The organism is Pseudomonas putida, from assembly GCF_028682455.1.
In the GTDB taxonomy this organism is placed as follows: Bacteria; Pseudomonadota; Gammaproteobacteria; order Pseudomonadales; family Pseudomonadaceae; genus Aquipseudomonas; species Aquipseudomonas putida_AA.
Genome location: NZ_JANHLD010000002.1, coordinates 307,042 through 329,127, shown reverse-complemented (window position 1 = coordinate 329,127; position 22,086 = coordinate 307,042). Strand labels below are relative to the sequence as shown.

The window sequence follows — 22,086 nt, the reverse complement described above, 5'->3', positions numbered from 1 at the left end:
GCGGGCCTGCCCCGCGATGAGGCCATCACGACTATGTACAGCCTGTGCCGACCTCTCGCGAGGTAAGCCCGCTGCTACCGGGCTACATCAGTTTGGCGAACGCCTGCAGATGATGATCGTCATCCCCGAACTGGCGCGCCACCATCAGCAAATGCTTGGCATGGTGCGACAGCATGTATTCCCAGGTCAGGCCGATGCCCCCATGCAGCTGGATGCCCTGGTCAGCCACAAAACGACTGGCCCGACTGACGATGAACTTGGCCGCCGCCAACGTACGGCTGCGCGCTTCGCTGTCGGGCTGGTCCGCCACGCAGGCCGCGAGCAAGGCCATGGAGGTGGCCTGGTCCAACTCGATGCGCATGTCCACCATACGGTGCTGCAACACCTGGAACTTGCCGATCGCCTGACCAAACTGCTGGCGCGTCTTCAGGTAGTCGAGGGTCAGCGCACAGGCCGCCTCCATGCTACCCACCGCTTCGGCGCACTGCGCCGCAATCGCCCGCCCTTGCTGATAGCGAAGTGCCGGCAAGGCCTTGCCCGGCTCGCCCAGTAGCGCGCCCGCCTCGACAAACACCGCCTGCAAATAAAGCTCGCAGGCCATGCGCCCATCAATGGTTGCAAACGAACGTCGACCGACACCGGGTGCGTGCGGATCGACCAGGAACAGACTGATCCCGTCGCCGCTGCGCGCCGACACCACGATCAGCCCCGCGCTCTGGCCGCCAACCACCACAGACTTGCGCCCATCCAGCCTCCAACCGCCGTCCACGGGCGTCGCCACGGTTTGCACATCGTGCAGCTGGTAGTGGCTCTGGGGTTCCTCAAGGGCCACCGCCAATTGCAGGCCGGCGCTGCCCACCTGCGGCAACAGTGCCTGTTTCTGCGCCTCGCTCCCCAACTGCGCCACCAGGCCACCGGCGTAGATCACCGAGTGCAAGTACGGCTCCAGACAAAGCCCGCGCCCCAGTTCGGTCATGACCACCAGGTTGTCCACGCCATTGCCGCCAAAACCGCCATAGGCCTCGGCGAAAGGCACGGCGCACAGGCCAAGCTCGCCCAGTTGCTGCATGAACGCCGCGCTGAATCCACACGCACTGTTGCGGGCGTGTTCGCGCTGCTCGAAACCATAGGCGGCACGCACCAGGCGCGCGGCGGTGTCCTGCAGCATCAGCTGCTCTTGTGTCAGTTTGAAATCCATGAGCAGTGCGCCTTAGAGTTCGAGGATCATTTTCGCGATGATGTTTTTCTGGATTTCGTTGGCGCCGCCATAGATCGACGCCTTGCGCGCATCCAGGTACTGACAAGTGGCCGCACTGCTGTAGTCGGTGTACAGCAACGGCTCCTCCCCGTAGCCCAGCTCGTCCTCGATGAACGGCATGGCGTAGGGCCCCACCGCCTTGCTCATCAGGTAGGTGATGGCCTGGCGGATCTCGGTGCCCCTGATCTTCAGGAACGAGCTTTCCGCTCCCGGTGCGGCGCCATCCTGGGCGGCAGCCAGGGTACGCAGGCTGGTCATTTCGGCAGCCATCAGCTGCATCTCGACTTCAGCGACCTGGGCGCGAAACAGCGGCTCCTCGATCAATGGACGACCGTCTCGCAGCTCATGCGCAGCGATGTGCTTGAGGCGGCTGAGCAGCGCCTTGTTCTGGGCGATCCCGCCAATGCTGGTGCGCTCATGGGTCAGCAGGTACTTGGCGCAGGTCCAGCCTTCGTTCTCCTGCCCGACCAGGTTGGCCACCGGTACGCGAACGTTGTCAAAGAACACTTCGTTGACTTCATGCTCGCCATCGAGGGTGATGATCGGCCTGACGGTGATGCCCGGCGTCTTCATGTCGATCAGCAGGAATGAAATGCCCCGCTGCTGGCGTGCCTCGGGGTCGGTGCGCACCAGGCAGAACATCCAGTCGGCAAAATGCGCCAGGGTGGTCCAGGTCTTCTGTCCATTGACCACATAGTGATCGCCCTCGCGCACTGCCCGGGTTTTCAAGGACGACAGGTCCGAGCCTGCGCCCGGCTCCGAATAACCCTGGCACCACCAGTCTTCGCAACTGAGGATGCGCGGCAAAAAGCGCGTCTTCTGCTCTGCAGTACCGAACTTGATGATCACCGGGGCAACCATTTTCAACCCGAACGACACCACCTTCGGCGCCCCGGCAGCAAAGCATTCTTCATCGAAGATGTGCTTTTGCACCGCGCTCCAGCCAGTGCCACCCACCTCCACCCGCCAGCCTGGTGCCAACCAGCCCTGCTGGTTGAGGATCTGCATCCATTGCACCTGATGCGCCTTGCTCAGGCGCTTGCCCTGGCTGATCCGAGTCGACATCTCGGTGGGCAGCCGGTCACGCAGAAAGGCCCGCACGTGCTCGCGGAAGGCCTGCTCGGGCGCTGTGTATTCAATGTCCATCAATCCACTCCATCAGCGGGTAGCTGCCACCGCGCACGATGGCAGTGTGTTCATCGGCGCGCCTTACTCGTCGAACAGGATCACCGAGCGAGCCAACTCGCCACGGCGCAACTCGTCGAAGGCCTCGTTGATCTGTTCCAGGCGGATGCGCTGGGAAATCATCTGGTCGAGCTTGAGCTTGCCGGCCATGTAGAAATCCACCAGGCGCGGCATGTCTACCGGAAAGCGATTGGAGCCCATCAGCGAACCCTGGATGCGCCGTTCGTGCAACAGTTGCAGCGGGTCCACTTCGATTTTCAGGCCCGGCTTGAGCATGCCAATCACCGTGGCGGTGCCACCCCGGGCAAGCATGGCGAAGGCCTGTTCGACGGTCTGCTTGAGCCCGATGCACTCGAAGGCGTGGTGCACGCCGCCACGGGTCAGCTCCAGCACCTGCTTGGCAGCATCGCCGTCGCGACCGTTGATGACGTCAGTGGCGCCAAACTGGCGGGCCAGCTCCAGCTTGGAGTCGATCATGTCGATGGCGATGATCCGCCCTGCCCCCGCCAGCGCCGCGCCATTGATGGCAGCCAGGCCGATGCCGCCGCAGCCGATAACCGCCACGGTTTCACCCGGACGGACCTTGGCGGTGTTGAACACCGCGCCGGTGCCGGTGGTCACCGCGCAGCCGAGCAGCGCGGCGCGGTCCAACGGCATGTCCCGGCGGATGGCCACGCAGGCGTTCTCATGCACCAGCATCTGCTCGGCAAAGCCGGACAGGTTGACGAACTGCGGGATCGGCTTCTGCACGTAGGTCAGGCGCGACTCTTCGTCCGCGGCACGTTTGGTTTCCGGGGATACGCAGCGCGCCAGATGGCCGGTCACGCAGTGCTCGCAGTGGCCGCAGAATACCGTGAGGCACGTCACCACATGGTCGCCCGGCTTGACCGAACGAACCTCGCTGCCGACCTGCTCGACCACCCCGGCCGCTTCATGCCCCAGCACCAGCGGGCCCGGGAACGGGAACGACCCATCGATCACATGCAGGTCCGAGTGGCAGACCCCCACGGCCTTGGTGCGGATCAGCACCTCACGCGGGCCCGGTTTGCTGATGCCCACTTCTTCGATAACCAGCGGGGCGCCAACCTGATGGAATACGGCAGCTTTCATGGCAGTTCTCCTGATTGGGGGGTGTGAAGGTTCAGGCCGTGGCTGGCGCGCTACGCAGCACCGCCTTGGCATGACTGAAGGTACGGAAGCCGTCGATACCGTGATAGGCGCCCATGCCGCTCTGGCCAACGCCACCGAACGGCAGGCCTTCGGTGCTGGCATGGCTGAGCACGCCGTTGAGGGTCACGCCGCCGGAGCAGGTACGGCTGAGCACCCGCGTTTCTTCTTCGCCGTCATGGCCGAAGTAATAGAGCGCCAGGGGCCTAGGGCGGGCGTTGATGAAGTCGATGACCTCGGTGATGCTGTGGTAGGGCTTGATCGGCAGCAGCGGGCCAAAGATCTCGTCCTGCATCACCTGCAGGTCGTTGCCCGGATCGCGCAGCAAGGTTGGCGCGATCTTGTTCAGCGGTGCATCGCTCAGGTCCTCGGCAGCAGGGTTGAGTTCGATCAATTCCACCCCGGCCTCGCGCGCTTCGCCCAAGTAACGCTGCAAACGCTCGACGTGGCGAGCGTTGATGATCGAGGTGTACTCGGGGTTGTCCTTGAGCGTCGGGAAGAACTTCGCCACCACCGCCTTGGCCACGGCGATGAAGGCATCCATCGATTCGTGCGGCACGAACACATAGTCGGGCGCCACGCAGAGCTGCCCGGCGTTGAGCAGCTTGCCGACGACCACCTTGGCCACCGCCTCGTTGAAGTCGGCAGAGCGCGAGAGGATGGCCGGTGACTTGCCACCCAGCTCCAGGGTGACCGGCACCAGGTTCTCGGCGGCGGCGCGCAGCACATGCTTGCCGATGCTGCTGGCGCCGGTGAACAGCAAATGGTCGAACGGCAGGCTGCAGAATGCCTGGCCAACCTCGGGGCCACCGACGACCACCGCGACCTCCTCTTCGGCATAGGCCGAGCGGATCAGCCGAGCAATCAGGGCCGAGGTACGGGGGGTGAACTCGGAGGGCTTGATCATCACCCGGTTACCGGCGGCCAGTGCCCCGGCCAGGCCGCTGAACACCATGTAGCCCGGTACGTTCCAGGCGGTCACGATGCCCACTACGCCCAGTGGCTGATACTGCACCCAGGCCTGCCCGGCCTTGGCCTGGCGTGCCTCGGGTTGCATCCAGCGGGCCAGCTCGGCCTTGGTCTGGGTGAGGGTTGCCAGGGGTGAAAGCACCTCGCTGCCCTTGGAAAAACTGGGGCTGCGGTGACCGAAGTCGGCGCTCAGGGCGTCGATGATGTCCTGTTCGTGGTTGACCAGCAGGGTGATTGCGCGGTCGATCAGTTCGCAGCGCTGTTCGGCGCTGTAGGGTTCACTGGCCAGGAAGGCGGCTCGCTGTTTATCCAGGATCAGACGGATGTCGGTGCTGGTTGCATGCTCGATGGCGCTCATCACTGCCTCGCTTGTTATTGTCAGAGTGCGAATGGCTGCATGGTTGATCATCAGGGCGGCGCTGCCGCCACCCGGATCAGGTGGTGGGTAGGCAGGAGCGGGCTTGCCCCGCGAGGCGATGTAGCTGACACACCGCTATCGCGGACAAGACCCGCTCCCACACCTGTGCCTAGCGGTTAACGCACACCCGCATTGCGCAACGCCGCCGGGGTGAAGTCGGTGAGTTTGGCGCTGACGCCATAGGTGGTCGCATGCCGCGACTGGTTGGTCATCGCCATGATGTTGTAGCGACCGGCAATCAGGTCGTAGATCCCGAGCATGGCGAAGTTGGGCGCGCCGCGTTCGTAGTCGTTGATCGCGTACCCTTCCGCCACCCGCCACAGCTGGCCGCGGCCGTCGTAGTGGTCGACTTCGGCCAGTTGCCAGGTGTCTTCGTCGAAGTACATGTCGCGCTTGGCGTAGATGTGCCGCTGCCCTGGCTTGAGGGTCGCCTGCACATGCCAGACCCGGTGCAGTTCATAGCGCGTCAGGTCCTGGTCGATGTGGCCCGGCTTGATGATCTGCTCGTACTTGAGCTTCGGCGACTGCAGGCGGTAGTTGTTGTACGGGATGTAGATTTCTTTCTTGCCGATCAGCTTCCAGTCGTAGCGGTCCGGGGCACCGTTCATCATGTCGGTGTTGTCGGCGGTGCGCATGCCGTCCGAGCCATTGCCCGGCCCGTCGTAGGCCACCTGCGGCGCACGCCGCACGCGGCGCTGGCCGGCGTTGTAGACCCAGGCCAGGCGCGGTTCCCTGACCTGGTCGATGGTCTCGTGGATCAGTACCACGCTGCCGGCCATGCGCGACGGTGCGGTGATCTCCTGCTTGTAGTAGTAGAGGATGTTGTCGCCCTGCCCCGGCTTGACGTCACCCATCAACTGCGGAAACGCCAGGATGTCTTCGTACTCGACGATCGAATACGAGCCATTGATTTGCGGCGCCGCCTGCGCCGCCTGACGGCTCAAGTTGCCGCCCCGGTAGCGGTTGGTGTGGTTCCAGTACACCTCAACACCGCTCTTGGGAATCGGGAATGGGTAGTAGCGGGTCTGCGCGAAGTTCACCAGGCCGTTGCCATCGGGCGCCAATTCGGTGGTCACCGCGCTTTTCTTGGCAATGTCGTAGATGTTCTGCGGCGAGGAGGCGGTGCGCTGGGTCTTGTATACCGGGATCTTGTAGCTGTCCGGATAGCGCTTGAACATCGCCAGCTGGCCTGGGGTGAGCTTGTCCTTGTACTGCTCGGCAGTGGCGGCGGTAATCACCATCTGCGGCTTTTCGCCGGCGAACGGATCGCCCAGGAAGCCGTTGTCCAGGGGCGCCGCGCCAGGCTTCAGGCCGCCGGTCCAGGCCGGGATGCTGCCATCGCCATTGCCCTCTTTCTGGGCACCCAGCGGTGTCAGGGTAGTGCCTAGTTGCGCGGCTTCCTGGGGTGAAACCGCGGCCATCACACTGCTTGCCAGCAGCGAAAGGCTCAATGCGCCAACGCGCAGAATGAAACGTGCGTTCATGTTCAGGTTCCTCTGGCAGGGTTGCATCAGAAATTCACGCCCAGGCTCAGGGCGAGGTAGTCGCGGTCGATGTTGGTGTTGAAGTCGCCACCAAAAAAGTTGGTGTAGCTCAGGCTTGCGGTGTAGGTGTTCTGGTACTCGGCATCCACACCCACGCTGACCGCCTTGGAGCCTTCGTCGAAGTTCGGGCCATAGCCCTGCACGTCGTGGGACCAGGCGAGGTTGGGCGACAGGTTGATGCCGGCGAGCACGTTCTGGTAATCGAGCTTGCCGCGCAGGCGATAGCCCCAGCTGTTGCTGGTGTAGAAACCATCGTCGTTGCACTCCTGCGCCGGGTTGCTGGCCGAGGGGGTGCCTGCCGCGGTGCCCTGGCAGGTGGCCAGGCCCAGTGCGCCTGGCAGTTCACCGGAACCGAAGGCAGGGCTGCGACCAAAGCGCAGGTCGCTGCCGTCGGCCTTGCCCAGGCCGTTGATGTGGTTGTAGCCCACCTCGCCCACCAGGGTCAGGCGGCTGGCGCCCAGCACCTGGTCGAAGAACTGCGTTGCGGTCACCTGTGCCTGGGTGACTGGCATGCGCTTGTAGCCGTTGACTTCGGCGCCCAGGGTACGGCCGGCGAAGCCGCTGGTGATCAGGGGCGAGGTGGCGCCAAAGGTTGCCGCAGAGAGCAGGTCGGCGGTGTTCAACTGCAGGGGCATGTTGGGCCGGTAGCTGACCTCGCCGCCCAGCGCGACACCGCCGACGTTGGTCTGGAAGCTCAGGCCGTAGAGACGGATATCCTCGGGATAGTCGATGAAGTAGCGGGTACTGCGCGCCGACGTCACGCCCCCTGCGGCACTGCTCATCTGGTTGATGCTCAGGTACGGGCTACGGCTGTGGTAGTTCATGGCGTAGGCACCGAACTCAGTGTCGTTGAGCTCCGGCACGAACCAGCGCAGGGCCAGGCCGTACTGGCCACTGTCGCGGGCATCGTTGTCCTTGAGGCGCGGAATGTAGGCATCGTCGAGGCCGGCCGCGATGGCCGCCAGGCCTCCGGTGTTCTGCGCGGCACCCGGCGGCAGGTCGAGGCCGGCGACCACCAGGCGGTCGTTGCAGCCCTGGGGCACACCGTCGTTGCCAAAGAAGGTACCGCAGTTGTCGACCACCGATTTCTCCCATTCGAGCTGGTAGAACGCTTCGGCGGGGAGGTTCTCGGCTGCCCCCTGGGACACGTACAGCAGGTTGACCGGAATCAGGCCTTCCTTCACTTCCGCCCCCGGACGGCGCAGGGCCGCCACGTCGATCGGGTTGATGCTGTTGATGGAGTTGCCGATGAAGGTACTCTCGCCCCAGCTCACCACCTGTTTGCCCAGGCGCACGTTGCCGACCTGATCACCGATGGCGTAGTTGTGGTAGACGAAGCTGTCGAGGAACATCGCCCCGGACGACTTGGCTGCACGGTCGCGCCCGCTGTCGTCGATGTCGTAGAACGGCCGGTGCTCGTCCATCAACTCGAAGTCATACCAGTACTTGCCGCGCACGAAGGCACCGCTGTCACCGTACTTGAGCTCCAGGTCGTGCACGCCCTTGAATATCTTGGAAAAGGTCTCGCCCTTCTTGAAGTTCAGGCGGTTGTCGTCGGTGGTACGCGACGCCGACTCACCGGCCTTGCCCTGCGAGTTGAAGTTGGAGATGAATTTCGAGTCCGGGTCGGTGGTCGACCAACTGGCGCCGATGGACAGCGCCGAATCGAAATTGCCCTGAATCTCCCCGATGTTGAAATCGACAGCGTGGGCAGGGTTACCCGCGCAGGTGGCAACCATTACAGCTACGGCCAGCAGACTTGGCTGGAAGACGCCGCGCATTGTTGTTCTTGTCATGCGGTTTCTCCGGTTAGGGATTGAGTGGTGCATCCGTGCCTGCGATGCACGGGTGTGTCCTTACACCCGAAAAACCGGTTGCGTTTACTGGCCGCCGACGCCGGCGTAGAGCGTTACCACGCAAGCGCCGCCCAGGCCCAGGTTATGCGCCATGCCCAGGCGCGCGCCCTCGACCTGGCGCTGATCGGCGTTGCCGCGCAGTTGCTGGGTCAGCTCGTAGCACTGGGCAAGGCCGGTGGCCCCCAGAGGGTGGCCTTTGGAAAGCAGGCCTCCGGACGGGTTGATGACGATCTGCCCGCCGTAGGTGTTGTCGCCATTCTTGACGAACTTCTCGGCCCCGCCCTCCGGGCAGAAGCCCAGCGATTCGTAGCAGATCACCTCGTTCTGGGCGAAACAGTCGTGCAGCTCGCACAGCTGGATGTCCTCGGGGCCAACGCCCGCTTTCTCGTACACCTGGTGCACCGCAGCGCGGGTCATGTGCGTGCCGACCCAGTCGAGCATCGACGGCTTGTCGAAATTGAACGACGCGGGCGTGTCGGTGGTCATGGCCTGGGCCAGGATCTGCACGTCGCGGCGCAGCCCGTGCTTGCGGGCGAAACGCTCCGACACCAGGATCGCCGCCGCACCGCCGCAGGTCGGTGGGCATGCCATCAGGCGGGTCATCACGCCAGGCCAGAGCACCGGGTCGGCCATGACCTCCTCGGTGGTCAGCACCTTGCGAAACAGGGCCAGGGGGTTGTTCGCCGCATGGCGGCTGGCCTTGGCCCGCACGGCAGCGAAGGTGTCCATGCGTGTGCCGTATTTTTCCATGTACTCGCGCCCGGCCCCGCCGAAGGTGCGCAGTGCCTGGGCCATCTCGCTGCCGACATCGGCGGTGAGGCCACGCAGGATCGGCAAGAAGCGCTCGCGGGTCGGCGGGCGGTCGTCCCAGTGGGACCGCAACGGGCCGGCCTGCATCTGTTCGAAACCAACCGCCAGCACGCAATCGGCAGCCCCCGACTCGATGGCCTTGCGCGCCAGGTACAGGGCGGTCGAGCCGGTGGCGCAGTTGTTGTTGACGTTGATCACCGGGATACCGGTCATGCCCACTTCATACAGCGCGCTCTGGCCGCAGGTAGAGTCGCCGTAGACATACCCGGCGTAGGCCTCCTGTACCAGCTCATAGCCAACGCCGGCATCGGCCAGGGCGCGGCGTACCGCTTCGGCCCCCATCTGTACATAGGTCGGGCTGGTGCCGGGCTTGCTGAAGGGAATCATCCCGACGCCGGCCACTATTACGTTCTCGCTCATGGGCTCACCTGATAACAAGAAAAAGGGATCAAAGCTGGCGTGCGATCAGTTCACGCAGCACTTCACTGGTTCCACCGAAGATACGTGTCACGCGCATATCGACGAACGCCCGGGCAATCGGATACTCGAGCATGTAGCCGTAGCCGCCATGCAGCTGGACCATGTCGTCCAGGCACTTCCACAGGGTTTCGGTGGCCAGCAGCTTGGCGATGGCCGACTCCTGCACCGTCAGGCGCCGACGCATGTGTTCGCTGATGTAGTAGTCGATGGTCAGGCGCACCGCGGTGGCCTGGGCCTTGATGTCGGCGAGCTTGAACTTGGTGTTCTGGAAGTCCCAGACGGTCTGGTCGAAAGCCTTGCGGTCCTTCACATACTCGAGGGTCTGCTCGAGCAGGCGTTCAAGCTTGGCGGCGCTGTACAGGGCAATCACCAGGCGCTCCTGGGGCAGCTCTTCCATCAAGTGCATGAAGCCCCTGTTCTCTTCGCCCAGCAGGTTGCCTACCGGTACCCGGACCTCGTCGAAGAACATCTCGGCGGTGTCGGCGGCCGCCTGGCCGACCTTTTCCAGCTTGCGGCCGCGACGAAAGCCCGGCCGGTCGCACTCGACCACAATCAGGCTGCAACCCTTGGCGCCGGCGGTGGGGTCGGTCTTGCACACCACCACGACCATGTCGCAAGACAGGCCGTTGCTGATGAACGTCTTGCTGCCGTTGATCACCCACTCGTCGCCGTCACGCACGGCGGTGGTGCGGATGGCCTTGAGGTCGGAACCGGTGCCTGGTTCGGTCATGGCCACCGCCAGCACGGTTTCGCCGGTGCAGATTTTCGGCAGCCATTTCTGCTTTTGCGCTTCGGTACCCAGGCGCACGATATAGGGCGCGACGATGTCCGAATGCACCCCCAGGCTCCAGCCCGAGACACCAGCGCGGTAGAGTTCTTCGATCAGCACCGCCGAATGACCGAAGTCGCCGCCACCGCCACCGTATTCGGTCGGCACGGTGAGACACAGCAGGTTGTGGCGTCCGGCCTGGAGCCAGGTTTCACGGTCGACCTGCCCGGCTTTGTCCCACTGCGCCTGCTTGGGCAGGCATTCACGCTCGAAGAAACGCCGTGCGGTTTCACGCAGCATTTCATGGTCTTCGCGGTAGACGGTACGGTTGATGTGCATCGGGATCTCCAGTGGGCTGCCCGGCCAGGTACGCCGGCTTCGTAGCCCTAATGTAGTGAGCAGGGTGGGGGTTTAAGCCACCCGGATCGGGTAGCGTGAATGGCCGGTGTTTGGGTCAGTTCGCAGGCGTTGGATGGCCAGCCGCAAATGGCTCGCGCAACACTCGCTTGAGCACTTTCCCGGCGGCCGAGAGCGGTAGTTGCTGGCGAAATTCAACCGACTTCGGGCACTTGTAGCCGGCGATGAACTGGCGGCAATGCTCACGCAGTTGCGCCGCGTCCACCTGGGCGCCGGGGTGGCAGACCACCACCGCATGCACCGCCTCGCCCCACTGCGCATGGGGAACACCGATCACCGCGCACTGGGCCACCGCCGGGTGCCTGGCCAGGACGTTCTCGACTTCGGCCGAATAGATGTTCTCGCCGCCACTGACGATCATGTCCTTGAGCCGGTCGACGATGAACAGGTAGCCCTGCTCATCCATGTAGGCGCCGTCGCCGGTGTACAACCAGCCATCGCGCAAGGCCCTGGCGGTTTCTTCGGGCTTGTTCCAGTAGCCCCGCATGATGTTCGGCCCGCGTACGATGATCTCGCCCACGGTGCCACGCGGGACCTCCACGCCGTCCGGGTCGACAATCTTCACCTGCACGCCCAGCCCGCCGCGCCCGACCGAACGCGACAGCCCGCTGGCCCGTGCCTGGGGGGTGTGGTTGCACGGCAGGTTGCTCGACACCACCGGGCATGCCTCGGTGAGGCCGTAGGAGTGGGAAAGCTCGATGTCCGGCAGCCGCGCCAGCAGCTGCTCGACCATCTCGCCGGCACTCGGGGAGGCGCCATAGGTCAGGCGCTTGAGGGTACTGAGGTCGCGCCGGTCGAGGTCGGGATGGGCCAGCAACGCGAGGATCATGCTCGGCACCAGCAACGTCTCTGTGACCCGCTCGCGCTCGATCACCTGCAAGGTGTGCGCGGCATCGAAGCTTGCCACCAGCACATGGCTTTCACCGGCCATGAACTGGATCAATGCCCGCGCCATGCCGGCCACGTGGAACAGCGGCGCGACATGCAACAGCCGGCCGCCGGCAATCGGCGGCATGTCCACCATGCGCGGCATGCAGGCCGACCACAGGTTCTGGTGCGACTGCATCACCCCCTTGGGAAAGCCGGTGGTGCCACCGGTGTACATGATGCAGGCCAGGTCGTCGCCACTGCGCCCGGCATCCTGCACCGCCGGCGTGTCGGCAATCAGCTGTTCGAAGCCATGCATCCCCGCCGGCACCTCGCCGTCGCCGGCGTAGATGAACTGCGTCGGCATGCGCACCAGGGCGCGGATACCCTCGGCGAGGCCGGCAAAGTGTTCATCGACGATCAGGATGCCGGTGTTGCAGTCGTCCAGGGAGTAGACGACCTCGGGCACGCTCCAGCGGCTGTTCACCGGGTTGAGCACCCCGCCGCCCCACCAGACGGCAAACAGGTATTCCAGGTAGCGGTCGCTGTTGTGCGCCAGCATGCCGACCCGGTCGCCCGGGGCCATCCCCAGGCGTTGCAGGGCACCGGCAAGGCGGGCGACACGCTCGACGAACTGGCGGTAGGTCTGGCGCCGCTCGCCGAAACAGGTGGCCAGGTGTTCGGGGTTCTGTTGCACGGTACGGTGCAGGCATTGGGTCATGTACATGGCGTCAGCTCACCCCGCGGTCCTTGCCGCCCCAGAACGGCTCGCGCAGCTCGCGCTTGAGCACTTTGCCGGCGCCGGACAACGGCAGGCCGGCACGAAACTCGACGGTTTTCGGGGCCTTGTAGCTGGCGATCTGGCGTCGGCAGTGCTCGATGATGTCGGCCTCTCGAGCCAAGGCGTCGGTCTTGAGCACGATCACCGCATGCACCGCCTCGCCCCACTGGGCACAGGGGATGCCGATCACTGCGCACGCGGCCACGGCCGGATGGCTGGCGATGGCGCTTTCCACTTCGCCGGAATAGACGTTCTCGCCACCGCTGACAATCATGTCCTTGAAGCGGTCGACGATGTAGATATAGCCGTCCTTGTCCATGTAGGCGCCGTCGCCGGTGTGCATCCAGCCGCCACGCAACGCCTGCGCGGTTTCTTCTGGCTTGTTCCAGTAGCCGAGCATGATGTTCGGCCCGCGCACCACCACCTCGCCCACTGTGCCGCAGGGCACTTCGTTGTCGTGTTCGTCGACAATGCGCACGGTCACCCCCAGCCCAGGCCGTCCGGCCGAGCGCAGGCGGCCGTTGGCGATGCCTTCGGCGCCGTGGTTGTGCGGGCCATTGGCAGTGATCGGCGGCGCGGCCTCGGTCATGCCGTAGCCCTGGGTGAACCGGACCTGCGGCAAGGCCTTGAGGGCAAGTTCCAGCAACGGCACGGCGATCGGCGATGCACCGTAGGTCAGGTCGCGCAGGCAGCTCAGGTCGTGCCGGGGGAACTCGGGGTGCATGATCAGGGCTTGCAGCATGGTTGGTACGATGAGGATGTCGGTGATGCGCTCGCGGGCGATGGTGCGCATCACATCCACGGCATCGAAGGCAGGCACGAAAAAGCTCGGCAGGCCGAGCAGCGAGACCAGGATCACCCGCGACAGCGCCGCCAGGTGGAACATCGGTGCAATATGCAGGCTCCGCGCATCGTCCAGCACCGGCACATCGGCGCAGCGGGCAACCGCTGCGCTCCACAGGTTCATGTGCGACAGCATCACCCCCTTGGGCCGGCCCGTGGTGCCGCCGGTGTAGAGGATGCAGGCCAGGTCGTCGCCGCCACGCGAGGCGTCGCCCACCGCCACGGCCGTTTCGATCAGTTGCTCGTAGCCGAGCATCCCTTCCGGAGCCGGCCCATCGCCGACATGGATCAGCAGCGGACGTACCCTGGCGCTGCTGGCAATGGCCTGGGCCATGGGCACAAAGGTGTCGTCGATCAGCAGGATGCGGGTGTCGCAGTCGTCCAGCGAATAGACGATCTCGGCCACGCTCCAGCGGATGTTCACCGGGTTGACCACGCCGCCGCCCCACCAGGTGGCCAGGTAGTACTCCAGAAAACGGTCGCTGTTCAGGCTCAGCATGCCGATGCGATCGCCGCTGTGCATGCCCAGTTGCTGCAAGGCGCCCGCCAGGCGTGCCACCCGCTCGGCCAGTTGTCGGTAGGTGTGGCGGCGGTCGCGAAACGCCATGGCCAGGGCATCGGGATTTTGCTGCAGCATGCGGTGCAGCCCTTGGGTGAGGTACATGGAACTCTCCTGTGAATTATTGTTGTCAGGCTTGAACGAGGGGGTAACGCGGGGGCCGGTCAGCTCCCGGTGTAGTGCGGTGCACGCTTCTCGGCCTTTGCCCGGCGGCTTTCGGCCTGGTCCTGGCTATCGCGCAGCAGGCCCCAGTGCAAGTGGGCCTGGGCGGCAAAGTCCCGAGGGTTCAGGTGCGCGCTGTGCAGCGCCAGGCGCTTGACCGACTGCACCGCCAGCGGGCCGTTGGCGGCGATGCGTTCGGCAAGGTCCAGGCACATCGGCAAGAGTTGCTCGCGCGCGACCAGATCGCTGATCAGGCCGATGCGCAAAGCTTCCTGGGCGTTGACCGGCTCACCGCTCAGGGCGATTTTCATGGCATGGGCGGCAGGCACCGCGCGCAGCAGGTACTGCACGCCACCGGCGGGGGCGATGCTTGCCTCGCGCACTTCTGGCAAACCAAAGCTTGCGTGGGCGGCGCCGATGCGCAGGTCGCACTGCAGGGCAAGCTCCAGCCCGCCGCCCAGGCAGGCGCCATTGATCGACGCGATCAGCGGTTTCCAGATCTCCAGGTCGCTCAGGTCCAGCAGCCGAGCGTGGCCGCCCTCCTCGGCTTCGATGTCACGACTTTTGAGCGCCCCCGCGACGACTCCTGGCAGTGCGCGCAATGGCTCTCTCGGGGTGACACCGCAGCAAAAGGCCCGGTCAGTGCCACCTGTGAGCACGATCACCCGCACCTGCTCATCGTCCTGGCAGGTGCCGAGGACCTTGCGCAGGTGCATCAGGTCGCTGACGCTCAGGGTGTTGTCGGCTGATTGCCCATCGAGCGTGATGACCGCCACGTGCTCGTTGATCTTGAACTGTATGGCCATGAGCGAGTTCCTGCGCTGCGGGAAATGGTTTTGTTGTTCGCAGTAGATCAATACCGGCCCCCGCCTTCGCCACCCGAATCGTGTGGTGGGCACACTCCTCCGGCCACCGGGCTTCAAGCGCCGGGTTACATTGAGATAGATTCAGTGCATGCTTGAAAAAAAATGAGCGGGAGCCCATGGACAACAACCGCAAGTCCACTGCAGCCGATAGCCAGGCCTTTGACCGATCACAGTCGCCCATCGTCAGCACAAAGCTGATACCTCCCCGTAGCAGCGGCCGGCTGATCTCCCGCGAGCGCCTGCAAGAGCAGATGCTCAAGGCGCGTCGCCAACGTTGCATTGTGCTCCAGGGCCCGGCCGGTTGCGGCAAGACCTCGACCTTGATCGCCTGGCGCCAGGGCCTGTTGCCCCTTGGCTATGACGTGGCCTGGTTGACGCTGTCTGCCGACGACAACGAACTGACGCGCTTTCTCGACTACCTACTGGCAAGCCTGGGCCAGATAGACCCTGACCTGATACGCGAGGCCACTCAACTCGAAGGTCGCGGTATCGACGGCGAGGCGGTGGAACGTACGGTCATCACCCTGGTGCGCAGCATCGCCCGACGTTCCGGCGAGCTGGTGCTGGTGCTCGACGACCTGCACCACCTGACCGACGTGAGCATTCACCAGGCCCTGCAATGGTTGATCGATTACGCCCCCGTCAACCTGCACCTGGCGCTGGTATCGCGCAGCACCGTGCCGCTGTCGCTGGCGCGCCTGCGCAGTCAGGACCTGGTCCAGGAGTTGAACCTGCGCGACCTGCGCTTCACCCCGGCCGAGTCCGAACGGTTTCTCAAGGCGCAACTGGGCCAGATCGATGCCCGCGACGCCAGGCAGATGCACGAACTTACCGATGGCTGGGCGGCCGGGTTGCAACTGTTGGCCGTGAGCCGCAAGAAGCACCGTCCGGCATCGGCGGCGGCGAGCCTGCCGGTGCAACCCCAGGTGCGGGACAACCAGGCGTTTGCGCAGTTTTTCGAAGTCGAGGTGCTATCCCACCTGTCGCCCACCGACCTTGACCTGATGTTGCTCATGGCCGTGTGCAACCGCTTTTGCGCCTCATTGTGCGCCGCCTTGAGCGGCAACCCCGACGCCGTTGGAGAAGCCTCTGCGTTGCTGGCGCGCCTTGAGCGGGACAACCTGTTCCTGATCCCGGTAGACAGCGCCGGGCGAGAAACCTGGTATCGCCTGCACCCGCTGCTGCGCGAAACCCTGCTCAAGTACTTCGACTCACGCAGTGAGTCCGAGCAACACGCCGTGCACGCGCGTGCCTGGACCTGGTTCCGCGACCACAATCACCTGGACGAAGCCGTTCACCACGCCGTCCAGAGCGACGATTGCGCAGCCGCCGCCTTGCTGGTGGAGCAGCACGCCCCGGCCCTGTATGCCCATGGCGACCTGCGCCTGCTGATCGAACTGGTGCGCCTGTTGCCGGTGGAACAGGTGCAGTCGCGGGTCAAGCTGCGCCTGGTCAAGGTGCGCATGCAACTATACGCCCGGGACTTCGCCGGCTGCACCGAAAGCCTGGAGCAGTTGAATCGCGACTTGCCCGAGCACCATGTGCACGAGCGCTTCATGCTGGCCGTGATGCGCGCCTCCCTGGCACTGCAGCGCGACGACACCGAGGCAGCCATGACCGTGCTGCCGCAGCTGCTCAACCCGCCGCCGGGCACCGACGGCGTTGCCATCGGCTCATGCGCCAACATCCTGTCGTGGCTGTACATGCACCGCGGCGACTACGAAAAGGCCCGCCAGGTGCAGATGGACCGTCCTGTGCTGCTGGTCAACGGCGAGCCGCTGCTGGGCACCACCGCCGGCAGCCTGCAAGGGCGCTGCATGGTGGGCTTGAGCCTGGCCCTGGAAGGCCAGATGACCCAGGCCGAACGGGTTTATCGCGATGTGCTGCATGAGTCCCGACGGTGCGCAAAGACCGGCGCCGATGCCACCTACCTGTCTGCCGCCCTGCTCGGTGAAGTGCTCTACGAAACCAATCAGGTGGACGAGGCATTCACGCTGCTGTCGGGCCGCGTCGACAGCCTCGAACGGATTTCCATTCCCGACTCGGTGCTGCGGGTACTGCAGGTACTGGCGAACGTGCAATGGCTGGCCGGCAACCAGCAGGAGGCCTTCGCCTTCATCGAGCGCCTGGACGAATATGCGATCAAACTGGGCCTGGACCGCCTGCAAGCCTATTCCCTGACCTGGCAGGTGCGCTGGCTGCTGATCCTCGGCGAGACCGCGGCGGCGCGGGCCAAGCTCACCCGCCTGGAGACCATCGACGCCCGCCACCCCGATGCCGGAGAAACGGCGCTCAAGGAAATCCACATCCTCACCGAGAACTCCCGGGTGCGCTGGCAACTGGCGCAAGGCGACCTGGACGGTGCCTCGGCCCGGCTGGATCAACTGATCGCCACCTGCGAGCGGCATCGCCGACAGCTGGGCTCCGTGCGTTTGCTGGTGCTGGGCGCGGTGGTCGAGGCCGAGCGTGGCAACCGGGTGCTGGCGCGGGACAAGATCCTCGAGGCGTTGCGCCGCGGCCAGCGCTTCGGTTTGTTGCGCAGCCTGCTGGACGCCCATCCCAAGGGGCTTGAGCTGATCAGCAGCGTCGCCAGCCAGGAAACCCTCGATCCGCTGCTGGCGTTCTATGTCGAGCGGTTGCAAGCCGCGCAGAGTACCGCCCCGGCCGTGGCCACCGCCAAGCCCGCGGCCACGACGCCGAGCAAGCCCAGTGCAGCGGTCGAGCCGCTGAGCGAGCGCGAGATCGAAGTGCTGCGCTTGCTTGCCCAGGCGCTGCCGAACAAGAAAATCGCCCGGGCCCTGGGGCTGTCGCCCGAAACGGTCAAGTGGCACCTGAGCCACATCTACAGCAAGCTTGGGGTCAGCAGCCGCGACGAAGCCGTCGCGCGCATGCGTGACCTGCAATTCCACGACAGCGACCTGCCCCCCGCGTAGGCGACACCCCCTCCCCAACACGCCGTTCTTTGCCCCGCCACCCGCCCCGGGTGGCGTTCGGCCACGGCCCCGCGCCTATCGTAATCCTCAGCCCCAGGCGGCCAGCCGTGTTCGAGGAGGCTTGAGGGCAGATTGCCCGAGTCTTTCTCGACATGCGCGTCAACCGCATATACGGCGGCACCCGTGAAGTCATGCGCGAACAGATCGCGCACAAGTTCTGACCTTCGAAAACAAAAAGGAAAAAACGATGAGCAGCAAGGTATTCGTGGCTGGCGTGGGCATGATCCCGTTCAAGAAGCCTGGCACCAATGAAGCCTACGATGTGATGGGCGAACAGGCGATCCGCCTGGCCCTGGCCGATTGCGGCCTGGACTTCAAGGACATCCAGCAAGCCTATGCAGGCTATGTCTACGGTGACTCCACCTGCGGACAAAAGGCCCTGTATCGCGTGGGCATGACCGGTATCCCCCTGGTCAACGTCAACAACAACTGCGCAACCGGTTCCAGCGCCCTGTTCCTGGCTCGCCAGGCGGTGCAAAGCGGCGTGGTGGACTGCGCCCTGGCGTTCGGCTTCGAGCAGATGAACCCGGGCGCGCTGAAATCGGCCTGGACCGATCGCGCCCCGGCCACCGAGCGTGCCCTCAAGCTCACCACCGAACTGGTAGGCAAGCCCGAGCTGCCCACGGCCATTCGCCAGTTCGCCGGTGCGGGCCACGCCCACATGCAGAAGTACGGCACCCAGCTGGCGACCTTCGCCAAGATCCGCGCCAAGGCCAGCCGCCACGCGGCCAACAACCCGCTGGCGGTGTTTCGCAACATAGTCAGCCCCGAAGAAGTGCTGGCCGCGCCGATGCTCTGGGAAGGCGTGCTGACCCGCCTGATGGCCTGCCCGCCCACCTGCGGCGCAGCGGCCGCCATCGTGGTCTCCGAAGCCTTCGCCAGGAAGCACGGCTTGCGCACCGACGTGCTGATCGCCGGGCAGGCGCTGACCACCGACCTGCCCAGCACCTATGACGCCAACGACATGATCCGCGTGGTGGGTTTCGACATGACCCGCATGGCCGCCGACATCGCCTACAACCAGGCCGGCATCGGCCCCCGCGACATCGACGTGATCGAACTGCACGACTGCTTCGCCCAGAACGAACTGCTGACCTACGAAGGCCTTGGCCTGTGCGCCGAGGGCGCCGGCGAGCAACTGGTCAACGATGGCGACAACACCTATGGCGGGCGCTGGGTGACCAACCCTTCCGGCGGCCTGCTCTCCAAGGGCCATCCACTGGGCGCCACCGGTCTTGCCCAATGCTACGAGCTGACCCATCAACTGCGCGGCAGTGCCGAACAGCGCCAGGTGCAAGGCGCGCGGACAGCGGTGCAGCACAACCTCGGCCTGGGCGGTGCCTGCGTGGTCACCGTGTACCAGAAACACTGACCCGGCCTGCCCTCAAGGAGCCCTTCGATGATCGACAAACAACACATCGGCCGCCAGCTACCCGCCTTCCTGGCCACCGCCGAGGCAGGGCAACTGCGCTTTTTCGCCAAGGCCACCGGTGAAACCAACCCGGTCTATTTCGACGAGCAGGCCGCCCGCGATGCCGGCCACCCGACCCTGCCGCTGCCGCCGACCTTCCTGTTCTCGCTGGAGTTGCAGATCCCGTCCAACGCCTGGCGCGACGAACTGGGCATAGTCACCGCCCGCATCCTGCACGGCGAGCAATCGTTCCGCTACCACCGCATGGCCTATGCCGGCGACACCCTGCGCTTCGAAGTACGGATTGCCGACATCTACGAGAAGAAAGGTGGCGCCCTTGAATTCGTGGTGCGCGAAACCCGCGTGACCAACCAGCACGGCGAGCACGTTGCCGACCTTCGTAGCGTACTCGTACAGCGCAACAGCTGAAGCGGAGATCACTGATGACTACCCCATCGCTGCAACACCTGCAGGTCGGCGAACAACTGCCGGCCCTGACCCTGGCCCCGATCAACCGCACCACCCTGGCGCTGTTCGCCGGCGCCTCGGGGGATCACAACGCCATTCATATCGACATCGACTATGCCCGCAAGGCCGGCATGGCCGATGTGTTCGCCCACGGCATGTTGTCGATGGCCTACCTCGCCCGCCTGGTCACCCAGTGGGTGGATCAACGCCAGCTGCGCGACCTGGGCGTGCGGTTTCTCGGCATTACCCACCTGGGCCACCAGATTACCTGCACCGGCACGGTGGTGGAGCGCTTCGAAGCCGAAGGTGAGCAACGCCTGAAGGTCGAGATCCGCACCGCCAACCAGTACGGCGAAACCAAGATCGTCGGCGATGCCGTCATCGCTCTGTAAACAATACTGATAATCGAGGAGCTGCACCCATGGCAAAACTTCAAGGCAAAGTCGCACTGGTAACCGGTTCGGGCCGCGGCATCGGCCAGCAGATCGCACTGAAGCTGGCTCGTGAAGGCGCCCGCGTGGTGATCAACGACCTGGACGCCGACCCTGCCCACGAAACCGCCGAGATGATCCGCAGCCTCGGCGGCGAAGCCGCCGTGTGCCACGGCAACGTCAGCGCTCCGGACTTTGCCGAGCGCTACATCAAGACAGCGATGGACCACTTCAACGGCATCGACATCATTGTCAACAATGCCGGCTACACCTGGGACGACGTGATCCAGAAGATGAGCGACGAGCAGTGGTACGCCATTGTCGACTGCCACATGACCGCGCCATTTCGCATCCTGCGTGCCGCCTACCCGATCATAAAGGCCCAGGCGCAAGCCGATGCCGCCCTGGAGCGGGAAGTGTTTCGCAAGGTGGTGAACATCTCGTCGGTGTCGGCGTTGAACGGCAACGCCGGGCAAATGAACTACTCCTCGGCCAAGGCCGGGGTGATCGGCATGACCCGTGCGCTGGCGCGCGAGTGGGGGCGCTTGAAGGTCAACGTCAATGCCGTGGCCTTTGGCTTCATCGAGACCCGCATGACCCGGGCCGACGCCCATGCAGGCGCCACCGTGAACATCGAGGGCCGTGACATTCGGGTAGGGATCAGCCCGGAGAACGCCAGGACGTTCGCCCAGCGCAACCCGCTCGGGCGTCCGGGTACCGTGCAGGAAGCGGCCGATGCGGTGTACCTGTTCTGCTCGCCGGAGTCGAACTACATCACCGCCCAGACCATCGCGGTTGCCGGCAACCTGCAATGAGTTCAGCGCCAACCGCGCCCTGGGCGCGGCTGGCCTGGCCCGGCACAGGGGATCTCACCATGGACATGCACTACCTGGACGGCATTGCCCGGCAGTGGCAACGCGAGCAACCCGCTGGCGCCCGCGCCGATGTGAAGTTGGTGGCGTTCATCGCCTGCCATGTGCGCTATCACCTGGAGCACCCGGACCAGGACAGGCTCGGCAAGCTGGACTTCAAGCGCCTGGACACCGCAATGCGCAGCACCCGAGGCCGGTATAGGAACTACCTGCAGCGTATGCTCGATCAAGGAAGGGAGGAAGGATCGTTGCACTGCGCCGATCCGCAACTCATGGCCCGCACCCTGTTCAACCAGCTCACCCATGCGTGCATCTGGCACCAGGCCGATGGTCGCTGGGATGTTGAAGAGGTGATCGAGCATTATGCGGCGCTGGTGCTGAAGATGCTCGGGGCGCTGCCCGCCACCGTGACGAATCGTTGCCGACCCGCCACGGTCGAGCAATGCTACGGGGTGACCTGATAGCCCTTGCCCTGCAGGCAACTGGTGTAGGCGGTCGCGTTGGTCGATTCGCTGGTTCTGCGTTGCTCGCGCCGCTCCTGTCGTTGATGGGCGCCCCCCACTACCGCACCGGCGGCCGCGGTTTGCTTGGCGCGGTTCTGCCGATAGTCCTGTTTGACATCGTCATCGACGCGATCATAGATCTCCTCGTGCTGGTTACCGCGCACATTGGCCCCTACCGCACCGGCCGCGGCGCCGACGGCCGCGCCTTTGATCCGCCCGCCGCTGGGCGTCGAGGTACTGCTGGACGCGCTGTTGGCGACGTTGTGGCATTCGTCCGTGTCGAGCTGGACTTGTTGAGCGCTCTGGCCCTTCATCGGCACCACTGTTTCGGCGCTGGCCTGGGCTGCAAACAGCGCAGCCGCCACACATAGGCCCACTGATGACAACCTGAACATGATGACCTCCGGATCTTGCAGGATCATTTTCGGAGCGGGCTTGCCTGGCGATAGCGATCTTT

Annotated in this window: 19 protein-coding genes; 7 read left to right on the top strand and 12 right to left on the bottom strand. The window is 64.7% G+C overall.

Features of this window, described 5'->3' with window-relative positions:
* Positions 1 to 82: 82 nt before the first annotated feature.
* From NPS58_RS12200 to NPS58_RS12150, 11 genes are all read right to left on the bottom strand, one after another.
* A complete protein-coding gene (locus tag NPS58_RS12200; protein WP_274115605.1) occupies positions 83 to 1,198 on the bottom strand; it encodes an acyl-CoA dehydrogenase family protein in 1,116 nt (371 codons plus the stop codon).
* Positions 1,199 to 1,210: 12 nt separating this feature from the next.
* The gene (locus NPS58_RS12195; protein WP_274115604.1) at positions 1,211 to 2,404 is read right to left on the bottom strand and encodes an acyl-CoA dehydrogenase family protein; all 1,194 of its coding nucleotides are present in this window, start codon (positions 2,402 to 2,404) and stop codon (positions 1,211 to 1,213) included.
* Positions 2,405 to 2,467: 63 nt separating this feature from the next.
* Positions 2,468 to 3,553, bottom strand: coding sequence for a Zn-dependent alcohol dehydrogenase (locus tag NPS58_RS12190; protein ID WP_274115603.1), 1,086 nt, complete (start codon positions 3,551 to 3,553; stop codon positions 2,468 to 2,470).
* 31 nt (positions 3,554 to 3,584) lie between these two features.
* A complete protein-coding gene (locus NPS58_RS12185) occupies positions 3,585 to 4,988 on the bottom strand; it encodes a coniferyl aldehyde dehydrogenase (protein WP_274115602.1) in 1,404 nt (467 codons plus the stop codon).
* Positions 4,989 to 5,113: 125 nt separating this feature from the next.
* Positions 5,114 to 6,481, bottom strand: a complete 1,368-nt coding sequence (locus NPS58_RS12180; RefSeq protein ID WP_274115601.1) for a DUF1329 domain-containing protein — start codon at positions 6,479 to 6,481, stop codon at positions 5,114 to 5,116.
* Between the two features lie 26 nt (positions 6,482 to 6,507).
* A complete protein-coding gene (locus NPS58_RS12175; RefSeq protein ID WP_274115600.1) occupies positions 6,508 to 8,337 on the bottom strand; it encodes a DUF1302 domain-containing protein in 1,830 nt (609 codons plus the stop codon).
* Positions 8,338 to 8,421: 84 nt separating this feature from the next.
* Positions 8,422 to 9,627 (bottom strand): lipid-transfer protein, encoded by a 1,206-nt coding sequence (locus tag NPS58_RS12170; protein WP_274115599.1) that lies wholly within the window; start codon positions 9,625 to 9,627, stop codon positions 8,422 to 8,424.
* A 28-nt stretch (positions 9,628 to 9,655) separates the two neighbouring features.
* Positions 9,656 to 10,795: an acyl-CoA dehydrogenase family protein gene (locus NPS58_RS12165; RefSeq protein WP_274115598.1), complete on the bottom strand. Its 1,140-nt coding sequence runs from the start codon at positions 10,793 to 10,795 to the stop codon at positions 9,656 to 9,658.
* A 115-nt stretch (positions 10,796 to 10,910) separates the two neighbouring features.
* Positions 10,911 to 12,467 carry an acyl-CoA synthetase gene (locus tag NPS58_RS12160; protein WP_274115597.1) on the bottom strand — a complete coding sequence of 519 codons (1,557 nt, stop codon included), beginning with the start codon at positions 12,465 to 12,467 and terminating at the stop codon, positions 10,911 to 10,913.
* 4 nt (positions 12,468 to 12,471) lie between these two features.
* Positions 12,472 to 14,028, bottom strand: coding sequence for an acyl-CoA synthetase (locus NPS58_RS12155; RefSeq protein WP_274115596.1), 1,557 nt, complete (start codon positions 14,026 to 14,028; stop codon positions 12,472 to 12,474).
* A 59-nt stretch (positions 14,029 to 14,087) separates the two neighbouring features.
* Positions 14,088 to 14,891: an enoyl-CoA hydratase/isomerase family protein gene (locus NPS58_RS12150; protein WP_274115595.1), complete on the bottom strand. Its 804-nt coding sequence runs from the start codon at positions 14,889 to 14,891 to the stop codon at positions 14,088 to 14,090.
* 176 nt (positions 14,892 to 15,067) lie between these two features.
* On the opposite strand from NPS58_RS12150, the gene NPS58_RS12145 reads away from it, so the two are divergent.
* From NPS58_RS12145 to NPS58_RS12120, 7 genes are all read left to right on the top strand, one after another.
* Positions 15,068 to 17,884: a LuxR C-terminal-related transcriptional regulator gene (locus NPS58_RS12145; RefSeq protein WP_274115594.1), complete on the top strand. Its 2,817-nt coding sequence runs from the start codon at positions 15,068 to 15,070 to the stop codon at positions 17,882 to 17,884.
* Between the two features lie 131 nt (positions 17,885 to 18,015).
* Entirely contained in the window at positions 18,016 to 18,105 is a 90-nt protein-coding gene (locus NPS58_RS29610) for an acyl-CoA dehydrogenase family protein (protein ID WP_279841999.1), read from the top strand.
* Between the two features lie 26 nt (positions 18,106 to 18,131).
* On the top strand, positions 18,132 to 19,316 hold the full coding sequence (locus tag NPS58_RS12140; protein ID WP_274115593.1) for a lipid-transfer protein: 1,185 nt from the start codon (positions 18,132 to 18,134) through the stop codon (positions 19,314 to 19,316).
* 27 nt (positions 19,317 to 19,343) lie between these two features.
* Positions 19,344 to 19,784, top strand: coding sequence for a MaoC family dehydratase N-terminal domain-containing protein (locus tag NPS58_RS12135; protein ID WP_274115592.1), 441 nt, complete (start codon positions 19,344 to 19,346; stop codon positions 19,782 to 19,784).
* A gap of 14 nt (positions 19,785 to 19,798) precedes the next feature.
* Positions 19,799 to 20,215, top strand: coding sequence for a MaoC family dehydratase (locus NPS58_RS12130; RefSeq protein WP_274115591.1), 417 nt, complete (start codon positions 19,799 to 19,801; stop codon positions 20,213 to 20,215).
* A 29-nt stretch (positions 20,216 to 20,244) separates the two neighbouring features.
* On the top strand, positions 20,245 to 21,069 hold the full coding sequence (locus tag NPS58_RS12125) for an SDR family NAD(P)-dependent oxidoreductase (RefSeq protein WP_274115590.1): 825 nt from the start codon (positions 20,245 to 20,247) through the stop codon (positions 21,067 to 21,069).
* A complete protein-coding gene (locus tag NPS58_RS12120) occupies positions 21,066 to 21,587 on the top strand; it encodes a TetR/AcrR family transcriptional regulator (protein ID WP_274115589.1) in 522 nt (173 codons plus the stop codon). Before NPS58_RS12125 ends, NPS58_RS12120 begins: the two co-directional genes overlap by 4 nt.
* Here the strand turns inward: NPS58_RS12120 and NPS58_RS12115 are convergent.
* A complete protein-coding gene (locus tag NPS58_RS12115; RefSeq protein ID WP_274115588.1) occupies positions 21,572 to 22,024 on the bottom strand; it encodes a YMGG-like glycine zipper-containing protein in 453 nt (150 codons plus the stop codon). The genes NPS58_RS12120 and NPS58_RS12115 overlap by 16 nt on opposite strands.
* Positions 22,025 to 22,086: the final 62 nt, after the last annotated feature.